The sequence below is a fragment of the Ensifer sp. WSM1721 genome, assembly GCF_000513895.2.
Lineage (GTDB): Bacteria > Pseudomonadota > Alphaproteobacteria > Rhizobiales > Rhizobiaceae > Sinorhizobium.
Genome location: NZ_CP165783.1, coordinates 555,839 through 574,562, shown reverse-complemented (window position 1 = coordinate 574,562; position 18,724 = coordinate 555,839). Strand labels below are relative to the sequence as shown.

At 56.8% G+C, this 18,724-nt stretch carries 20 protein-coding genes and 2 pseudogenes; 17 read left to right on the top strand and 5 right to left on the bottom strand.

Annotation, left to right across the window (positions count from 1 at the left end; translation table 11 throughout):
• Positions 1-91: 91 nt before the first annotated feature.
• The 11 genes from M728_RS20265 to M728_RS20215 all read left to right on the top strand — a co-directional run bounded on the left by M728_RS20265 (position 92) and on the right by M728_RS20215 (position 6,735).
• Positions 92-337: a type II toxin-antitoxin system VapB family antitoxin gene (locus M728_RS20265; RefSeq protein WP_026619944.1), complete on the top strand. Its 246-nt coding sequence runs from the start codon at positions 92-94 to the stop codon at positions 335-337.
• Positions 337-774: a type II toxin-antitoxin system VapC family toxin gene (locus M728_RS20260; RefSeq protein ID WP_051440859.1), complete on the top strand. Its 438-nt coding sequence runs from the start codon at positions 337-339 to the stop codon at positions 772-774. The genes M728_RS20265 and M728_RS20260 overlap by 1 nt, the downstream gene beginning before the upstream one ends.
• A gap of 486 nt (positions 775-1,260) precedes the next feature.
• On the top strand, positions 1,261-2,175 hold the full coding sequence (locus M728_RS20255; RefSeq protein WP_026619946.1) for a Ku protein: 915 nt from the start codon (positions 1,261-1,263) through the stop codon (positions 2,173-2,175).
• An 11-nt stretch (positions 2,176-2,186) separates the two neighbouring features.
• Positions 2,187-3,005: a Ku protein gene (locus M728_RS20250; protein ID WP_026619947.1), complete on the top strand. Its 819-nt coding sequence runs from the start codon at positions 2,187-2,189 to the stop codon at positions 3,003-3,005.
• Between the two features lie 182 nt (positions 3,006-3,187).
• Entirely contained in the window at positions 3,188-3,418 is a 231-nt protein-coding gene (locus M728_RS20245; protein ID WP_026619948.1) for a hypothetical protein, read from the top strand.
• Positions 3,418-3,588, top strand: coding sequence for a hypothetical protein (locus M728_RS20240; RefSeq protein WP_198023378.1), 171 nt, complete (start codon positions 3,418-3,420; stop codon positions 3,586-3,588). Before M728_RS20245 ends, M728_RS20240 begins: the two co-directional genes overlap by 1 nt.
• Positions 3,589-3,679: 91 nt before the next feature.
• Positions 3,680-3,973, top strand: coding sequence for a hypothetical protein (locus M728_RS20235; RefSeq protein ID WP_245269680.1), 294 nt, complete (start codon positions 3,680-3,682; stop codon positions 3,971-3,973).
• A gap of 168 nt (positions 3,974-4,141) precedes the next feature.
• Positions 4,142-4,855: an SOS response-associated peptidase gene (locus tag M728_RS20230; RefSeq protein WP_026619950.1), complete on the top strand. Its 714-nt coding sequence runs from the start codon at positions 4,142-4,144 to the stop codon at positions 4,853-4,855.
• Positions 4,856-5,447: 592 nt separating this feature from the next.
• The gene (locus M728_RS20225) at positions 5,448-5,582 is read left to right on the top strand and encodes a hypothetical protein (RefSeq protein ID WP_256375566.1); all 135 of its coding nucleotides are present in this window, start codon (positions 5,448-5,450) and stop codon (positions 5,580-5,582) included.
• Positions 5,583-5,784: 202 nt separating this feature from the next.
• On the top strand, positions 5,785-6,054 hold the full coding sequence (locus M728_RS20220; protein WP_026619951.1) for a hypothetical protein: 270 nt from the start codon (positions 5,785-5,787) through the stop codon (positions 6,052-6,054).
• Positions 6,055-6,138: 84 nt separating this feature from the next.
• The gene (locus M728_RS20215; protein WP_026619952.1) at positions 6,139-6,735 is read left to right on the top strand and encodes a nucleotidyl transferase AbiEii/AbiGii toxin family protein; all 597 of its coding nucleotides are present in this window, start codon (positions 6,139-6,141) and stop codon (positions 6,733-6,735) included.
• Positions 6,736-6,786: 51 nt separating this feature from the next.
• Here M728_RS20215 and repC read toward each other — a convergent pair.
• Positions 6,787-6,967: pseudogene (gene repC, locus M728_RS20210) on the bottom strand (replication initiation protein RepC); the annotation flags it as partial.
• Between the two features lie 182 nt (positions 6,968-7,149).
• The gene (locus tag M728_RS20205) at positions 7,150-7,272 is read right to left on the bottom strand and encodes a hypothetical protein (RefSeq protein WP_256375564.1); all 123 of its coding nucleotides are present in this window, start codon (positions 7,270-7,272) and stop codon (positions 7,150-7,152) included.
• A 351-nt stretch (positions 7,273-7,623) separates the two neighbouring features.
• Here M728_RS20205 and M728_RS20200 point away from each other — a divergent pair, with 351 nt between their 5' ends.
• From M728_RS20200 to M728_RS20175, 6 genes and pseudogenes are all read left to right on the top strand, one after another.
• Positions 7,624-8,442 (top strand): hypothetical protein, encoded by an 819-nt coding sequence (locus M728_RS20200; RefSeq protein ID WP_051440860.1) that lies wholly within the window; start codon positions 7,624-7,626, stop codon positions 8,440-8,442.
• Between the two features lie 435 nt (positions 8,443-8,877).
• Positions 8,878-9,063 (top strand): DUF3606 domain-containing protein, encoded by a 186-nt coding sequence (locus M728_RS20195; protein ID WP_026619954.1) that lies wholly within the window; start codon positions 8,878-8,880, stop codon positions 9,061-9,063.
• Between the two features lie 149 nt (positions 9,064-9,212).
• A pseudogene (locus M728_RS20190) lies at positions 9,213-9,353 on the top strand (phosphopantetheine-binding protein); the annotation flags it as partial.
• A 1,525-nt stretch (positions 9,354-10,878) separates the two neighbouring features.
• Entirely contained in the window at positions 10,879-11,802 is a 924-nt protein-coding gene (locus M728_RS20185; RefSeq protein WP_026619956.1) for a nucleotidyltransferase and HEPN domain-containing protein, read from the top strand.
• Between the two features lie 179 nt (positions 11,803-11,981).
• Positions 11,982-13,418: a phosphomannomutase gene (locus tag M728_RS20180; RefSeq protein ID WP_026619957.1), complete on the top strand. Its 1,437-nt coding sequence runs from the start codon at positions 11,982-11,984 to the stop codon at positions 13,416-13,418.
• Positions 13,419-13,431: 13 nt separating this feature from the next.
• Positions 13,432-14,913 (top strand): mannose-1-phosphate guanylyltransferase/mannose-6-phosphate isomerase, encoded by a 1,482-nt coding sequence (locus M728_RS20175; RefSeq protein WP_084044366.1) that lies wholly within the window; start codon positions 13,432-13,434, stop codon positions 14,911-14,913.
• A gap of 16 nt (positions 14,914-14,929) precedes the next feature.
• Here M728_RS20175 and M728_RS20170 read toward each other — a convergent pair whose 3' ends face one another.
• The 3 genes from M728_RS20170 to M728_RS20160 all read right to left on the bottom strand — a co-directional run bounded on the left by M728_RS20170 (position 14,930) and on the right by M728_RS20160 (position 18,702).
• Positions 14,930-15,679: a glycosyltransferase gene (locus M728_RS20170; RefSeq protein WP_198023379.1), complete on the bottom strand. Its 750-nt coding sequence runs from the start codon at positions 15,677-15,679 to the stop codon at positions 14,930-14,932.
• A 603-nt stretch (positions 15,680-16,282) separates the two neighbouring features.
• Positions 16,283-16,930 carry an HAD-IIIA family hydrolase gene (locus M728_RS20165; protein ID WP_084044370.1) on the bottom strand — a complete coding sequence of 216 codons (648 nt, stop codon included), beginning with the start codon at positions 16,928-16,930 and terminating at the stop codon, positions 16,283-16,285.
• 8 nt (positions 16,931-16,938) lie between these two features.
• Positions 16,939-18,702: a glycosyltransferase family 9 protein gene (locus M728_RS20160; RefSeq protein ID WP_156943387.1), complete on the bottom strand. Its 1,764-nt coding sequence runs from the start codon at positions 18,700-18,702 to the stop codon at positions 16,939-16,941.
• Between the last annotated feature and the right edge of the window lie 22 nt (positions 18,703-18,724).

Sequence of the window (18,724 nt, the reverse complement as noted above, 5' to 3'; positions counted from 1 at the left end):
CGAACGCTTCGCCCCCGACTCCTTGCACTTGATGTATATCCAGGCTACTATATTCACATATTCTCAGCTGCATATACGTGAGGTAAAGGCGATGTCTCTCTACATTCGCGACGACGATGTTGATGCACTGGCAAGGAAGGTCCAGCAGGCCACGAAGGCGCCAACCAAGACGGAAGCGGTCAGACGCGCTCTGCAAAATGAGTTGGCGCGAGCGGAACAGGCTGTACCATTAAAAGAGCGCGTCAAAAAGATTCAGGACAGTGTGCGAGCCAAGATGGGACCCAACATGCCAGACTTCGACATGAAGAAGTTCACAGACGAGATGTGGGAAGTTTGATGTTCCTAGATGCGTCAGCAATCGTTGCTATTTTAGCTCGCGAAGAAGATGCCGGTTATCTTCTCGCTAAAATCGAAATGTCAGAAAATCCTAAATTTTATTCGCCGCTCGCCATGTTCGAGGCGGTAATCAGCCTAGCCCGTATAATCTCGATCTCGCACTTTGGCGACCAGGCCCCTACCCCGCCCGAGTTGATTGATCAGGTTGAAGAGGATGTCCAAAAGTTTATGGAAACTATCGGCGCGCGCGAACTGTCCATGAATGGCTCCTTGCATCGGAGGGCAATAAATGCGGCGCGCAACTATGGCCGCTTTGTCGGTCATCCGGCACGGCTGAACTTTGGTGATTGCTTCTCCTACGCCTGCGCCAAGGAGTATCGCCTCCCCCTTCTGTTCAAGGGCGACGATTTCTCAAGAACGGATATCGAGGCGGTCTAGCCAAGTGGTACACATCGGAAGTGCCTCATCGAATCGGAGGCACTGGCGTGATCGGCCGCTCCTGCTCGTCAGGATCAATGGGTGGAATGACTTCGGGCTCCAGAATTGGTTCCTCCCCCAGCCTGCTCCCACGATTTGGCTCCCGACCGGGCCGTCGGCGGTTCGTCTCTGCGCGGTTCCTGCGGCGTCATCCACACCGGGATGAGCTCGGCTAATAGACTTCTCACGAATTTATTCATCGATCGCATCCTTTATGTTCAGCATGAGTAAGCCCACGCCCATGTGCCGTGTCTCGACGCAGATCACCGGATACCCTTCCTTGCGGCCAGCAGTAGCGGGCCGATCGCGCCAAGCACGACTGAAGGCTCGTCGCGGTGTGTGAGCTTCAATTCGAAAATCCTTGAAAAGATTTGTTTTTGAGCCGGAACAAATAAGAAAGCGATTCGGTTGACTCGCGAGCCCGCATACTGCGGCAGGAGCGAGACAATGGCAGTCGCCGCACGAGCCCAATGGAAGGGATATATTCGATTCGGCGAGGTGACCGCACCAGTGGCGCTTTACACCGCCACGTCGACTTCCGAACGGATCTCCTTCCACACCGTCAACCGAAAAACCGGAAACCGGGTGCGCCGCGAATTCGTCGATGGCGTTACCGGCAAGCCGGTGGAGAAGGAAGACCAGGTCAAGGGCTACGAGCTCGACAACGACAGATACGTCGTTCTCGAGCCGGAGGAAGTTGCCTCGGCAGTACCGGAGAGCGACAAGACCCTGCATGTCCAGGCGTTCATTTCCTGCGATGACATCGACAAGGTCTATTTCGACCGGCCCTATTATCTGACACCGGACAAGATGGGCACGGAGGCCTATGCGCTGCTGCGCGACGGCATGCGCAAGAAGGAGGTCGCCGCCATCGCCCAGACAGTCCTTTTCCGGCGGATGCGCACCGTCTTGCTCCGCACGCACGACAAGGGGCTGATCGCCACCACCCTCAACTTCGATTATGAGGTCCGGAGCGCCAAGGAAGCCTTCAAGGAAATCCCCGACATCAAGATCAAGGGCGAGATGCTCGACCTCGCCAAGCACATCATCGGCATGAAAAAGGGAACCTTCTCGGCTGAGGAGTTCGACGACCGGTACGAAGCCGCGCTCGCCGAATTGATCAAAGCCAAGCTGGAGGGCAAGACCCTGCCGAAGCGCGCTCCTCCGAAGGTCTCGAAACCCAACGAACTGCTTGAGGCCTTGCGCCAGAGCGCAGGCTTCAAGCCAGCAGCCGAGTCGAAGGGGCGTGAAGGCAAGGCCGCGGCCAAGGGCAGAGCAAAAGCAACCCGCTCGACCGCTGCGAAGGCCAAGTCGAAGGCAACCGCAAAGAGTGCGCCCGCGCAACGCCGCCGCGCCAGCTAGCGAGGTGAAGGATGGCGCCCCCACGTCCATACTGGAAAGGCTACCTGAAGCTCTCGCTCGTCACCTGCCCTGTTTCGATGATGCCGGCGACCAGCGAATCTGAGAAGGTCCGCTTCCATACCCTGAACCGCAAGACGAACAATCGCGTCGTCTCCAGATATGTCGACGCGGAAACTGGCAAGGAAGTCCGGGAAGAAGACGAAGCGAAGGGCTATGAACGCGGCGAAAACGACTTCCTCGTGATCGAGGATGAGGAACTGGAGAGTGTCGCCCTCGAAAGTGCCAGGACAATCGACATCGAAATGTTCGTGCCGCGTAACACGATCGAGTGGGTCTGGCTCGAGAAGCCGCACTACCTGACGCCGTCGGACGAGGTCGGGCACGAGGCGTTCAGCGTCATCCGGGACGCCATGGAGGCCGAGAAGGTCGTCGGCATATCGAGGCTCGTCATCGGCCGCCGAGAGCGCGCCGTAATGCTGGAGCCGTGCGGAAAGGGGATCGTCGTTTGGACGCTGCGCTATGGCGACGAGGTCAGAAAGCCGGAGCACTACTTCGACGATATCGGCGATGGCGACAACGATCCCAAGCTGATGAGTCTCGTCACCACGCTGATCGAGGAGAGGAGCAAACCGTGGAATCCGAACATGGTGCGCGACCCGGTGCAGGAAAAGCTCAAGGAAATCATCGAGAGCAAGCGGAAGTCGGCAAAGAAGGGGGCCAAGCCGATAGGCAAGGGCGACGAGCCGACCTACACCGGCAACGTCATCGATCTTATGTCGGCTCTCAAGGAGAGCCTCGAGAAAAAGCAGTCCGGCCGCAAGAAATCGTAGAGGCTGCTGCAACTCCGTCCCCGTCGTCGTCCCGGCGACTTCCCTAGTTCCGATGCAGCCCCAAAAGCCTCATTGACTCACCCGCGAATGAGAACATAATAAGAACATTCCGTCGGCGCTAACGCCGCCATCTGACAATTTTTCAAGAGCCACAACCTTGTGTCCGCGGGGGAGGAAAAGCCATGTCTGCCGTAAAGGATCGATCCGACGTCGAAAAGTACGACGACTGGTTGGATGATGTCGCCGCCGCACTGGCTTGGCATGGCGGCGACGCCGAAGCGACGATCCGCACTCTCCTTGCCGACTGCAAGTACCTCCGCGAACAACTCGCGCTCGCCGAAATAGCGATGAGTCTGGGTTTCACCCGTGGCTGGAAACCGGCACACGACAGAGAGACGGCAAGGAGCTCATGATGAGCGACGAAGGTGGCGCAGATCGGCGCAACGACACCGCACTCTATGAGCACTATTGCGAACACCCCGGCTGTGAGAAATGGGGCGGCTTCGGCTTTGCCGTCGGCAAGTCCGAGCCTGCCTGGTTCTGCTTCCAGCACCGGCCGGAATGGAAGTCACGACATGCCTAGATCGGGATCCTGGTGGCTTTCGGAATTCGCCGGTGAAAAGATCCGGATTGAATGCGAATGCGGCGTCAGCAGAATCTACGATGCAAAGGCAATGCTGGAGCGGATCGGTGAGCGAAGCATGCCGGGCCTGCTGACGGAACTTGCGCTGGCGAACGGCTGTAAGAGGACGACGAACAAGTTCTACGACCGCTGCAAGTTAAATTACGGAAGCACCATGCTTGCCAAGGAGGGATTGCTCTCTCGAGCCAGCCGGCCGACGGTGCGGCGGCGCCGGCCGGCTCTCCAGAAGAAATCACCTTCGCAAATCTGCCGGAATGGTACGAGCTCTTTTGCGAGTGCCGCGCATGCGGCCGCGAAAGCAGATTGGATCGGCGTGCCTTGGTGAAGAAATTCGGGGCCAAGCAACCAATCCTGCCGTTGGCGCGGAAGCTGCGCTGCGCCAAGTGCAGGAACAAGGATGGCAATGTGATCAAGGTCGGAAAGGTTACGCGCTGATCTGCGAGTTGACACCGCGGTCAGCCACTATACCTTTGCCGCCTGGAGAGGAAAGCCGATGTGCGGACGCATCTACATCAAAAGCACGCTTGGCGAGCTGCTGCGCAACTTCTCTTTCGCGCAGCGCGAACGTGTCGAGGGGCTGGCGAACCAGTTCCCGCGCTACAACGGCGCGCCCTCGCTCTATTACCCGATCATCATCCGCGACGTCGTCCGCGACCCGGACGTCTTCGGTCCGACCTTCGTCAGTGCCCGGTGGGGCTTGATTCCAGGCTGGATGAAGGAGACGAGGCCCGGCCGACCGCCGCCGGTCAACGCCCGATGCGAGGGCATCTCATCCAACGGCATGTTCAAGAAAGCCTACGCCAGCCGGCGCTGCCTCATACCGATCGACGGCTTTTTCGAGTGGAAGGACATTTTCGGCACAGGCAAGAACAAGCAGCCCTATGCCATCGCCATGAAGTCCGGCGAGCCGTTCGCGCTCGCCGGCGTCTGGGAAAGCTGGCGCAATCCGCAAACCGGCGAGGACATCCGCACCTTCTGCGTCATCACCTGCCCGCCGAACGAGATGATGGCGACCATCCATGACCGCATGCCGGTCATCCTCCACCGGGAGGACTACGAGCGCTGGCTGTCGCCGGAGCCGGATCCGTACAACCTGATGAAACCGTTCCCGGCTGACTTGATGACGATGTGGCCGATCCATCGAAAGGTCGGCTCTCCGAAGAACGACACCGCCGACATCCTCGATCCGACCGAACCTGTTGCATGAGTGTTCGCGCGCCGATGGTCAGGCGGAACCAAAGCGCACAGCGCAAGTTAAGTTGATGCCGAGCAATTCGGCATTCAGGTCCCCCAACCTGCTAGGAGTGCCCGCTCTAGTCCCCTGCGCGGGCACTCGCAGTTTAGGTCTCCGCCCGGACTTGCCTGAGATCCATCGTCATCTGGCGCTCGGCCGCGCCTAGGCGCGATCATATGACTCGCCATCTCGTCGCAGAGGCTACACTTTGATCAACATCGGCTGATGGTACCGGCGCCGGTGGCTGAAAGATCGACGCTTCGCCCTAAATCAGGAGGCCGCGCCATGCCGAAGCGGCACGAGCATTCAGATGCGATTTCACCGGCTGGCATCAAACTTGCTGGACGAGGTCTTCACGGAAATCCTGGCTGAAAAAGGGCTCCGCCGCGATTGCGAAGCTGCTGAACGTATCGCCAGGAGATTACTTTTGATCTTTCAGTCTGGCGTGCGCGATAGGGGCATACTCCGCACGATCGGGGTCGGGGCTATTTCCCGAGGTACTCCATCACCTTCTCACGGCTCGCTCCCGCTTCGCGGATCGCCTCGAGCGCCTTGGTATTTTCTCATGACGCACGGCCATTGGGTCGATCCCGATGTCGGTCATGCGATCGCAAAGGGGCTGCGTGCCGAGCGTGTGCGCTTGCCCGATCGCGATGCCGCGGTCCTGCTCGCCTGGGCGGACAAACCGTATCTGTTCTGAGTCGTCGGCCACGCGACGGCCGAAAAGGGGCAAACGTCTTGCATCAGGGCAGACGCCTAAAAGACCCTTCGAGTTTGACATCAATTTGTTCCGGCTATCCGAGCCATCCGATAACATGTAACAACCTCTTCACTTGCTATCCTTGTTTCGCAGACATCGTGGCGATATATGTAGAATTCTAAGAGTACTGTGGTTCAGGAAGATGTCGATCGTTGCAGTAAAGGTTCTGTCCACTGTCAACGCCCCTTATGGGACGACCCTTTCGGCTGAGCAGTTGGCATCCAAGATTTCCGATCCTGCCAGCGCAGTCTCTTGCGATCCTTCGGTATTTTCCTTCTTTTCCGAGGTGGACGAGAATCTACAGATCTTGTTTTTGGACGAAATGCACGTCGATCCGACGGCCGCCTCCGACCTGGCACGGAAGTTCTCGGCACTTGCTGGCTACCCCCTCCCTTTGGCGCGAGCGGCGTAGTTGGTCGAACACCCGGTCAGCAGATGGAGCGACCTGTTTGACCAGGCTTGCCGCATCATCGAGCAAGCAAACTCCGAACTTACTCTGATCGACAGTTGGACTTTTGGGGGCGGTACGGCCCTGATGCTCCAGATCGATCACCGCGAGAGTTTCGACGTCGACATCTTCCTCGATGATCCTCAACTTCTGCCATATCTGAATCCGAAGACGCAGGGCTACGCGCTCGACATCAACCCTGACGGTTATGAGTTCGATGGATCGCGGACGTTGAAGATCGTTTTCGAAAGTGTCGGCGAGATCGACTTTATCTGTGCCCCCAGCCTGACCGGAAACCCGACGGTGAGAGCGGAGGTGCGCGGCCGAGACGTTCTGCTCGAGACCCCCGGGGAAATCATCGCAAAGAAGATTTACTACCGCGGCGCCGCGATGCAGCCCCGCGACATGTTCGACATCGCCTGCGTCGTGAAAACTCACGGCGTGCAGTACCTCAATGACGCCTTAACGCCGTTCCACGATAAATGCGAGGCGGCACTGAAAGTTGCTCGCCAGATGAACGCGCAGTTCGCGAAAGCCATCATGACGAGACTTCTCCACCGAGAGAGCTTCTCCGATATTCCGCACGTGGCTCAGTCATTGACGATTGAACTCCTGGAAACCATCTGCACTGGTGCAAAGAACTAGCGGACGCTACGAAGCCTTGCGGCCCGAGGCGCCGTTCGCCCGCGTCAACGCCATCAACATTGGCCCAAGCGAGAACTCGCCGCACGCAGTCTTGCGTGTCAGATTGCGCAAGTAGCCGCCGGCGTTCTCTGTGCCTGCCCTTTTCGAGGATACAGACGATAACCGCCGGGGCGTTCTGCGGTCCAAGGATCTCGCAGGCGTCCTGATAGGCGCTCGGGCTGACGCCGACCAGTCATCCCATCAGAAACGCCGGAATTGACTAGTGCAGCGGCTGAACCTCGGAAGCTCAACATCAACCTGAAGTATTGACATTAAGAATTTGTAGAATAAATCTTTTTTCAGAACTAGATGACCTCTGGTGTGATCGACCCCTCCTGCATACTGGATCAACGGGTGACCGTCGGCTGTGCGAGCTCACGACGACAAGACTGCCGTTGAGGGAACGGTCTGCAAAACCGTGTCGCCGGCGGCGATCACCTCGCCGAGCGTGTGCATCGTGAGCTCGCGCGCGAAAATTCGCCGGGGAGCCGATGTCATCAACGTCGCCGAAGCTTCTCAGCGCGCCAACCGAGACCTCCCGCTCAGCCCAAATCACATCCGGAAATGACATAGCTATGTTTCGTCTCTAATTTAGGTAGCATGTATATGCTGGATCGAGCTTCGAGCGGTGCCGTTCCGAGGGCATATCCGGACGGCTACTCAATTGGAGCGGATTTGGGGGCTGGGATCCCGAGTGCGGCCCGCCTTAGGGCCTCCTGTACATCACCAGGCTCACCGTTTGAGGGGCATCGCTCGGGTTGAGAAATGAGGTTCCTGCCGCATGCGTTCACCACATTTCCGATCGCGTCCGGCCTTTTTTGCGGATTTGATCTAATACGGAGAGGTCTGATGCGTCTCGTCTTCCTTCATGGCATCAACCAGCAAGGAAAGAGCTCGGAGATTATCCGCCGGGAGTGGACAGGTTTCCTCGGGGATCCGGGCGAGCTCGCTAGCATCGAAATCGTGGCGCCTTTCTACGGAGACGTTCTGGCGGGTGCGACGGAGCCGGCAACCCCGGAACAGGCCGTGGCCATGGGAATCCCAGGCGACGACGAGGAGCGGGAATTCGTGACGTCGGCGCTCCATCAGGTCGCACTTGAAAGAGGTCTTACACGCGAGCTGATCGAGCGCGAACAGGCGATCACCCAGGGTCCGCTCGAAGATCGCCGCTTCCTTGCAATACTCCGCCTGCTCGAGAAGTTGTCTCCGTTCAAGGGAGGCCTATTCCTCCTGCTGGTCAGGCAGGCCTATGCATATCTGAGGCGTGACCATGTGACGTTGCGTGTGGACGGGGTCGTCAGGCCGTGTCTTACCGATGGCTGTGTGGTGGTCGGGCATTCATTGGGATCGGTCATTGGATTCAGGCTCCTCCGCGAACTCAAGGTGAAGGTGCCGCTATTCACCACACTGGGGTCACCGCTGGCCCTGGAAGCTGTAAAATCGGCGCTGAGGCGGCCGCATGCTGTGCCGGCCGGAGTCACGCGTTGGTACAACGGGCTCGATGTGGATGACCTCGTGACTTTGGGAAAGCCGCTGACCCAAGAGACTTTCGCTGGCGGGATCTTCAATAACTCGAGCATCGAAAACGGAGAGGATGCGCACGCGATCGAGGGCTATCTAGGCGACGCAGACGTCCGGAGCGAGATTTTTTCCGCCGTGACACCCTGACCGACCTCCTGCGTGTGGTGCCGATGAGCCGAGGTGGCGCGATTTGAGGCCCGCGGGGGATTGACGCGCCCAGGCCGCTTAGTGCCCGGGAGCGTGCCTAATGGGATCGGTTCGGGAGGATGCACCGAAGTAGGGATGACCGCTGGGCGGGACCGCAACAGGTCGTGTGCGAACTGACAACGCGATAGCGAGTCGCTGTTGCATGGCTCTCGTGGCTGAGGGCTGCCCTACCCAGTTCGGGGGGGCGAAAACATCAGGCAAGCCTGAAATATAAGCGAACGAGTTGGGAACGCCCCCAGCACGGAATGAGCTCGCCAAAGCTGTTCCTAATCCGGTTGGATGAGGAACATGCGTCCCCATCTCCCGTGGCATAATCCACCTGGAACCTACCTTCACGGCGACCGTTTCCTACGGTCACTGCAAAGGGAGGACGAAGTGACAGACCGCAAGAAAGCCGTTGGCCGCGATCGGCGACGCGTCGCAGCTGGGCAGGCCTACGAGCTCATCTACTTCAAGCAGAAGCACAAGCTCACCGCTGAGCAGGCCCGGGAGATAATTCGGGACGCCGGCAACTCCCGGGAGAAGGCAAATGAGCTGGCCGAGAAGTTGAAAAAGGCCTAATCGTCACCTCAAATCGATTGCAGGTCCCCGAAGCGGACCGGGTCTTTCGTATTATGAGCCGGCGGCTTGCCAGTTGCCCTGCTACGGAACTGTGGCCGCTCGAGAGAGGACACCGATGGAAAACCCCATGAGCCGACGTTGCTGATCGTATAAAGGAAATCATCATCAAGCAGTTGGGCGTAAACGCTTCCCGAGTTGTAGACGAGGCCGCCATCGTCGAAGACCTCGGCGCCGACTCTCTCGAAGTCGCTCAAACCGTGATGATGATCGAGGACGAGTTCAGTATCGAAGGCTAAGGCCTAACCGCGCGCGGAGTTAAGAGCATCACCCCGCCTCCCGAACACGCTGCACGAAATACCAAAGCCTAACGAGCACGGCCGCGAGGGCCAGCCCTCTGGACGGGCCCATCGCCGGTGAAGATTGCGCCGGCGGCCGACAGCGGGCTGCCCAGCGAGCCTCCAAGCTGCCGGTGTCGAGGCTATGCCTCGCGGCGTCTGCAGCGTTTCGACAAGCGAGCCGCTTGCATCCGCCGTAAGGCGCAGAACGTTCCCAACGACGCCCGGCTGATCCTTCCACTCGCCCTTCGGATCCTTGCCAGTTGCGCAATCGTCCAGCCCCGAAGGTTGCCCGAGGAAGCCGGTCTTTGCGTTTGAGGGCGAGCGAAGGAAGCACATGCGAACCTTCGCAGTCCTGAATGAGTTTGCTGACACCCCCCGGGGTACTCCCGCACGGCCGTGAGCGTCTGCTCGCCGGCATGACCGTCCTCGCGGACACCTGCGACCTTCTGATGCGTCTTCGCCGCTCGCGCCGGTCCGGAGTTGTGAGGATTAAGCTGAAAGGCAAATGGTCGGTAGTGCTGCACCGTGGTTTGATGTTCCGAGCCGCCAGCACCCTCATTTCCGATGGCGCTGAGAGGTCTGCCGCTTCCGCAGAAAAGCGGCGGACCTCGTCGAACGTGCACAAGACCGCCCTACGCGACTACCCACCCATAAGGGGACCTGGAATATGGGCGACCGCGATAAGAAAGGCGCAGGCCCTCCAGAGCCGGCTTCGGACCTCGTTGACGTTTCGGCACAGCTCGCCGCCCTCGCCGGGGAACCAGGGCTCTGGCGGGAAAGCCTCTTGAAGCGCGTGACGCGGGCCGATGGCCTAACTCCCTGGCACGAGTTAAAATTAAAAGACTCTTAACTTCACACCGCGACTCGACTCCGCCTGGAGGATCAAATGCATCGCAACGACCGGGAGAAGAAGAACTACGACCACGATCTGCTTGTGATCTCCGCATCCACGATATCAGGGGTGCTCTTTATCGGCGCGGCGCTCCTGCTGCTCATTGTATGAGCTGCGAACGGCAGCGTCGCGGATTGCCAACTTTCTGGTCACCTTGTTGTGTGGAGCCTCGCACCAGCAATGCGGGTTCCACGCTTTGCACCTCACCCTTGATCACGTCGGCAGTTCCCCGCGGAGCAATTTTGTCAGTTTTCAGCGCTTCTTTTTCCAACGGGCCACAGACCACACGGCACGAGCCACCCCTCCTCCATCCTGGAGCGAGTGAAGTAAGAACGGCGAGGGAGTGCGGTGGCTGACACAGCGGCACGACGAGGACGGAAGGACGATCGGTGAAGACGTCAAGGGACCTGGAGGGTTCTTGTTAGAAAAAGACGGAGATGGGTCTGATCTTCCCGAAACACACCTGAAAACGACCGACACTTCCGGCGATGCATGCCTCCGACCATCAAATGGCACACCTCATTAGCTAAAACCCAATGAAAACAGGCACTAGACGAGGAGTCATGTTTGCCCTATCGGTTGGACATGAAATCGAGCCTGGAACATCTGCCGGAGACGAAGCGGCGCGAGCTTGCCCGCGTCGTCGAGATCATACACGAGGAGTTTTCCGACGCGCTCGAGGGTAGCTCGGCCGCCTTCAAGAAGCGCGGCCGGATCCAGAAGATCATCCTGTTCGGCTCCTATGCCCGCGGCAGCTGGGTGGACGAGCCGCACACGATGAAGGGCTACCGTTCCGACTACGACATTCTCGTCATCGTCAACACAAAGAAGCTTGCCGAACCGGAATATTGGGACAAAACGACCGATCGCTTGTTATGGGACAAGGATGTGAGGACGCCGGTCGGGCTGATTGTCCATGGCGCCCGAGAAGTAAACAACTTCCTGGCCGACGGGCAGTATTTCTTCGTGGATATCGTGCGCGAGGGTATCGTGCTCTATGAGCTTGATGACCGGCCGTTGGCCGAGCCGAAACGGCTTTCCCCGACCGACGCGCACCGGGTGGCAAAAGACCACTTTGAGAGACGCTTTCCAGAGGCCCAGTTGATGCTGCGGACAGCCCAATGGCAAGCCGAACAGATCGGGGATGCTCCGGAATGGATACGCCTCGCCACCTTTAGCCTGCATCAGGCCACCGAGCATGCCTACGCGACTGTCCTCTTGACGCTCACCAACTATAGTCCGCCTTCGCACAATCTGAAGTTCCTTCGCGGGATTGCTGAAGACCAGGACCGTCGACTCATCGAGGCTTGGCCGCGCGATCAACATCGTTTCACCGCTTGGTACAACCTCCTCAACGAGGCCTATGTGAAGGCGCGCTACGCCAAGCACTTCGACATCACCGAGGAGGCGCTCACATGGATGCTCCAGCGGACCGAATATCTTCACCGTATCGTCGAGGTAAGCTGCAACGAGCGGCTGGCTGCGTTGGAGTTGCCGAGCGGCGCCTGACTACGCGGCTTGCAACCAGTCGTGGCACTCGAGCCCCGCCAACTGGGCTTGGCCTCCGGAGCACTTCTCGTCAAGGTATACCCCTTCGCACCGCGCGTCATGAAGCAAAAGCGCGTTATTGCGGTGCAACGATCCAACGCGTATGACACAAGCAATGCTAGCGCAAATGTTTGGGCATCATGAAGTTTGGAACGAGCGGCCTCCGTGGCCTGTCCGCTGATCTAGTTGAGACTGGCTCCGTAATCTATGCGACGGCGTTCGGCCGCTATCTTCTCGAAAGCGGCAAGGCCCGGCCAGGGGATGCAATAATAATTGGACGCGATTGTCGGGAGTCCAGTCCGACGATCGAGGCAATCTGCCGATCGGCTTTGGCGGCCCTCGGGTTCAAAATCTTCGAATGTGGTACAGTGCCGACGCCTGCCCTTGCACACTATGCCTTGAAGTTGCGGTCCGCATCCATGATGATAACTGGATCGCATATTCCCGCCGACCGCAACGGAATTAAGTTTTACCTCTCAGACGGTGAGATTGGAAAAGCAGAGGAAGCGGCGATCACCGCGCTGGCAACTTCGATCGCAACTGCTAACGATCTCTCGGTTGACGGCGGAAAGCAAGCTGAAGACCATTCACAAAGATGCGTCGACCTTTTTCTGAAGCGAAATTCAAATCTACTTTCCGATGAGGCATTATCTGGGCTTATAATCGGCGTCTATGAGCACAGTACTGTTGCACGCGATTTAATAACTGCGCTTCTTGTACGGTACGGAGCACGCGTTATTTCGCTCGGACGCTCCGAAACATTTGTACCCCTTGACACCGAGGCGGTACCTGAGGAAACGGTCGCGCGGTTCAACAGCTGGGCGACGCTGCACGATCTTGACGCGATTGTGTCCGCGGATGGCGATGGCGATCGACCACTTATTGCGGATGAAAAAGGCAATCCACTTCGGGGCGACCTTGTTGGACTAATGACGGCTCAGTTTCTCAACGCCAAGTCAATCGTCACCCCAGTCACATCCAATTCCGGAATCGAAGCATTAGGATTTCACGTTACACGAACTCAAGTTGGATCCCCTTTCGTGATAGCCGCGATGAGAGAGGCCATTGCCGCGGGAGGAGATAGCCTAGTTGGCTTTGAAGCAAACGGTGGCGTGCTTACCTCGCAGGCCTTTTATATAAGAGGAGTTTGTTTGGAGGCGTTGCCAACACGTGACAGCATTCTCCCGATATTGGCAGTGCTTTCCCTCCTTAGTGCACAAAAGAAACCGCTCTCCGCAATTGCTGGATCATATAAGTTGGCGGCTGCCGCTGCTGCTCGTCTCCCCAATTTCCCTGCGCATGTTAGCGCATCTCTCATGACATATTTGCGCGCCTGCAGGGCCAACCTGTCCGACTTTCTACGGGAGATCGGACAAGTAGCTGCGACGAGCGACATTGATGGCCTTCGTATCGAGCTGACGGACAAACGTATTGTCCACCTGCGACCCTCTGGCAACGCGCCGGAAATGCGTTGCTACGTTGAGGCCAACACAGAAATTGCCGCAAATGAGTTGTTGAAAGCTGGACTCTCCCGGCTCAGCCTTTGGAACGAACGCAAGGCGCCGGGCCAAGCATAAGGAAGACTGGCAAGTGACGAACAAGGTCATTCCCGTGATCATGGCTGGCGGCAAGGGCACTCGATTATGGCCCCTATCGCGGACCGCCAGCCCGAAACAATTTATGCAGTTTTATAGTGAGGAAACGTTGTTTCAGAGCGCGTTGTTACGCGTCGCAGACTCGGACATCTACGAACCTCCAATTGTCGTTACCAACGAAGAGTTCCGCTTCGTAGCGGCCGAACAGGCTCGCGAGGTGAACGTTGGGTTAGCTACCATCATACTGGAACCACTGGCTCGCAACACTGCCCCCGCAATCGCGGCGGCCGCGGCCATTGCCTCCAACCTGTTCGACACGAACGCAATCCTTCAGGTGTTAGCCTCCGATCATGAGATCACGGTTGACCAGCATTACCTCAAGGCGAATTCCATCGGACGGGCGGCCGCTGAGAATGGTAAATTGGTGACCTTCGGCATCACGCCTACTGAACCCGCAACCGGCTATGGTTACATCGAAACCGGTGCGGAGTTCGTGAGCGGCGCTCTTGCCGTCAAGCGTTTTATTGAGAAGCCGAGCCTTCCCGATGCGATTGAGATGTTATCTACCGGCGGATTCTTTTGGAATTCAGGCATGTTCATGTTTTCAATCGCGGCGCTGCTCGATGAAATGGAGGAGTACGCTCCGGAAGTTTGGCTGGCCACGAAGACGGCCGCGTCTCGGTCAGTCAGAGATCTCGATTTCATTCGGCTCGAACGGGAGGCCTTTGGAAGCAGCCCGGACATCTCCTTCGACTATGCCGTTTTGGAAAAGACATCGAACACTGCGGTTGTGCCTGCTGGGTTCAAATGGTCCGATCTTGGCAGTTGGGACTCGGTCTGGAAGGCCGGCGGCCGCGATGCGAACGGAAACGTAACCTCCGCAAACACGACCTTGTCAAATACGCGAAAGTCACTGGTCTTATCTCGCGGGACGCATGTCGTGGTGCAGGGGCTTGAAAATGTTGCTGTCATCGCCAGCGAGGATGCCGTTTACGTTGGCCACCTGGACGACAGTCAGAAGGTGGGCCAAGTCGTGTCACTTCTTGCCTCTGCGCCTGCGACATCGAAGTTGACCGAAACTCACCCGACGACTTACCGCCCTTGGGGCGGATATACTTCGATTTTGAGTAGCGATGAGTTCCGGGTAAAGCGCGTGTTTGTTAACCCGGGAAAAGGGCTCGCGCTCCAAAAGCACCTTTATCGATCCGAGCACTGGGTTGTCGTCCGCGGCATCGCAGAAGTGACTATCGGAGGCCACGTGCAAGTTGTGGGCGAGAATAGTCCGATACACATACCTGTCGGTACAACTCACCGACTCGTAAATCCAGGAAAAGAAACCCTCGAATTAATTGAAATCCAAACGGGATCGTATTTCGGCGAGGACGACGTCATTCGCACATCCGAGCACGCAGTAGGATTGGAAACCGGCAAGAGATGCCTCCGATCACTATCGACAGAGGGTGAAGGCAACGTGTAAATCGAAGGAATACCTCTCAGCGACCCTCCGCATATATATGTTCTCCACTCGAGAGCTCGACCGCCTGGGATAAAGCATCTGCGGCGAAGTCATCCCAGGAAATCCTTGGCAGGTCAAAAGTCGCCGCCACCCGCTCGTTTCGAAAATCCGGATCGTGAACCAGCTTCATGATAGCTTCGCGCCAGCCTGGCCCGTCGGTGGGATCCAGCAAGATGGCGGCGTCACCTAAGATCTCGCGGTGAACGGCAATATCGGATGCAATCACCGGAATGTGCCTCTTCGCGCCCTCGATAGGCGGGAGGCTGTAACCCTCCACCAAGGAGGGGGAGAGAATTCCCGTCGCCCCCGCCATTAGCGAGGCCAGCTCAATGTCCGTTAGGCCCGACACTTCCACTAGGCATGGCGCCAACTCTCTGGTGCGGTCAAGGACGTCTATTACGTTTTCGCACTTCCAGCCGCGTTTGCCGACAATGACGAGGCGCGGAGCAGCGCCGTACCCATAGTGATGAATAATCTGTCTCCAGACGTTAAAAAGATGTGTGATGTTCTTTCGGCCCTCGATTGTGCTCAGGAAAACAAAATATGGCACTTTAGCTGTCGGCGGCTCCAAAGCGCCGCGGCTGTATTCCTGTATTACGTTCCCTAAGTGTGATACTCCGGTATTTTTGAGAGGTATGTTTTCTCTTTTGAAGTGTTCAATTACCCTGTCTTTGGTATACTGGGAATTAACAACTATGCATGATCCATATTCGGAAACTGTGCGCATGCGGCGCCGATGCGTTTGCGCGGCCGTGTTTCCACAAAACTCGGGAAAGTCAATCGGGATAAGATCGTGTATAAAGAAAGCTACTCGGACCTGACCCCGCTTTGTCCATGAGAAAAGGTGGGTTTGCTCTAATTGCGTGTGTGAACTATGCATGTAAAGGGTTGGTACCCGCTCACTGTCACTCAGGGCCCTGCGAAATTGCCCCGCTCGAAGGAGGGCTAACTGGGCGATATCAGCGTATGCGCGCAACTTTCTTTGGGTGTTCCGCTCTCCTTCTATTCGCAGAGCGCCAGGCGAGACGCGGTCCGCCTCAATGGACCCTTCGAGCGAGAGCCGCAATTTTCGATATAGTGCAGTTTTTCTTTCGGGCTGACTAGCAGCCGCCCATCGTCCCTCAATCTCAGTCAGCACAGGAAACATGTCTTTGCGAGACAATACGGCTCGCAGATATGGCGTCGTGACTACGAAACCCGCATCAGGGTATCTCGATGAGCCTCCATGCAGGAGCCAACGTATAAGCGCGTGCTCCACGCGATCAATACCGGTAGGCGTAGAATTATAGCGCCGCACCAGCGTACGCGTGACGTCGAGAAGTATCCGCATTCAGCTGGCCTTAACTTCCGGGTTTACCTGCGCAATTGAATCGACACAATATAGCCGCGCCTTCTCTCCGACGTTCTGTGTCAGAGATTGCAGCAGGCGATCTACTTCCTCCCGATGTTTGGCACCATGCCCCGTCAATACATGAAAAATGTGGGATACGCCTGCTGAAAGACCCGCTTCGATATCGGAGATGTTATCGCCTACCATGATTGATTTCGATAGATCCAGGTTTAGATCCACGGCAGCAGTTCGAAGCATGCCGTCCCCGGGTTTGCGCCAGCTATGATCAACGTTGTAGGGGGCATGGCCGTCCCTGTGAAAGGGGCATGCATAGACTGCATCCGGCGCATTGGATCCGAGGAGTTCCCGTATCCTGCCTTCGACGAGAAGATATGCTTCACGATTAAAGTAACCGCGAGCCACACCGGACTGATTTGTTACAACTACGACTTTAAAGCCAGCAGATCGAAAGTTTTCGATGGTTTTGGCGACCCCAGCTATCAGCCGAACGTCTTCAGGATCGCTTATATAGCTGACATCTTCGATTATAACTCCGTCGCGATCCAGAAAGATAGCCGGGCACGCAGAACTTGAGGTCGGAGAGTCTCTGTAAAAGAGTTTCCATTCTGAGAGGACAATATCGCACATAGCTCAGACTATTCGGCGGCGTTTTCTCGAGCCGTCGCAATCATTTCAATGACGCTCGCCCTAACTTCATCTACCGTTATGGCATTTACGCATGGACTCATTTCTTTTTGCTGCCGAGATAGTGACATCTTGGTTTGTGTCAGCGGACAGGGTAGGTCCTCATTTCGCCAACATGGAGCACAAGGAAAGTCTTGGCGCTTCCAGAGTACTTTGACGCGCTTGTGATGTTGCGTGAACAATGCCCCGTCGGTCGGGCCAAACATGGCCACCACCGGAACATCGAACGCCGCCGCGGCATGCAGAAACGCCGAGTCAACGCTCACCATCACGTCGAGTATCGAAACTAGTGCAAGAGAGTTCCCTAAGGGTTGACCTGCTGTGGAGAAAATCCGCTCCCCCGCAGGCAATCCGTCCCGGACATGGTGAAAAATTAAGACATCGTAGGCTTGAGAAAGGGAATGGATAATCTCAGTGATTTTGCCATGATCTTTGTAGCTATCGCGCGAATATGGCTGAATACCAATAATCGGCCGGTTTCCAAGCGCATGCTCTTTCTTGTAGTCTTCACAGAACTGCCGTTGTTCAGGACTTAGAAAATAATCGATCTTCTTGGTATCTCGCTCGAATTCATGCTTCTTGACCCCCATTCCAAGTGCAAACAACTCGACGCGGCCCTTTTTAGCATTAGGTCGATTGGCGCTCTCGTATCGGCCAGCAGGACAAATCGACAGATTCCTCCAAGACATATAAGCTCGGATATCCAAGCGCGGACCCTCAATGTCATGGAGATTCACGCTGGGATTGTTCCAAAACAAGGGATGGAACTTCTTCGGTATCGCAAAGTCTACCGGCTGGCCCGTTTTTTGTGCGAGTATCCTTAGCCCCGGGGACATCATCAAGAGATCTCCAATGCCCCCCATCGCCCGCGTTACGAGAACGCGCCCACTGGATGCGTCCATAGCCGCACTGTGCGGCCCCTTATTTTTCTCTTGCAGGCTCAACAGCTTAAATAGAGTGGCGATCAATATAGTACAGATACGCGACTCCAACCAGTTTCGGGCGCCGAGATGCCAGCGGTTGTAATCTCGTTTTGCCCTAACATACCTTCCGGACAGGCGCGCAATCCATCTGGAGATCACACTGGAGGAACTTTGGTCGAGAGGACTAACGGCAACGAAGGGGGCCAAGCTTTCGGCAATTCGGTTAGCGGTCGAGCCACCCCCGATACTCTTGAGCCAGCGCCCCCAACTAACAAATGACACATCGCATTTGGCGAGCGTTCCCTTCTGCAAATGAGACTCTCCGAAGACAGTCGCCACCAATAGTGCTTTTTCAAAGCCTCCTTCAATAAGGTAGGGCCTCTCCACATAACGTGTGACGATTTCAAGCGCCGCGGACGGGTTACCGGAGAACAACTTAATCCGTGCGCGCAATAAATCAGCACCAAGCGCCTCTGATGGATACGTTTTGTGACAGAACTCCGCGAGCTCGGATATCAGACGTTCGAAGCGATCAATATGTCGTGGGTCGCCCGTACGAAAGTAGAACTGATTGTTGTTGAATATCTCCGTGAGCGTGGAAATTGCTCGGCCGCAGTCGGCGGGCCGTACTACTGGAGAACCCGATACCGTGTTCCCTTGCAATTTCAAATTTGCGACGACTCGCTCCGCGGAGCGGTACTCCTTGAACTCCGTTTCATCGAGAAAAACTCGGAAGAATTCGGCGAGAGTCGCAATACTCGCATTGGTATCGGCGGCTAGTTGGTTTGTCACTATGAAGAACCCACATTGAACC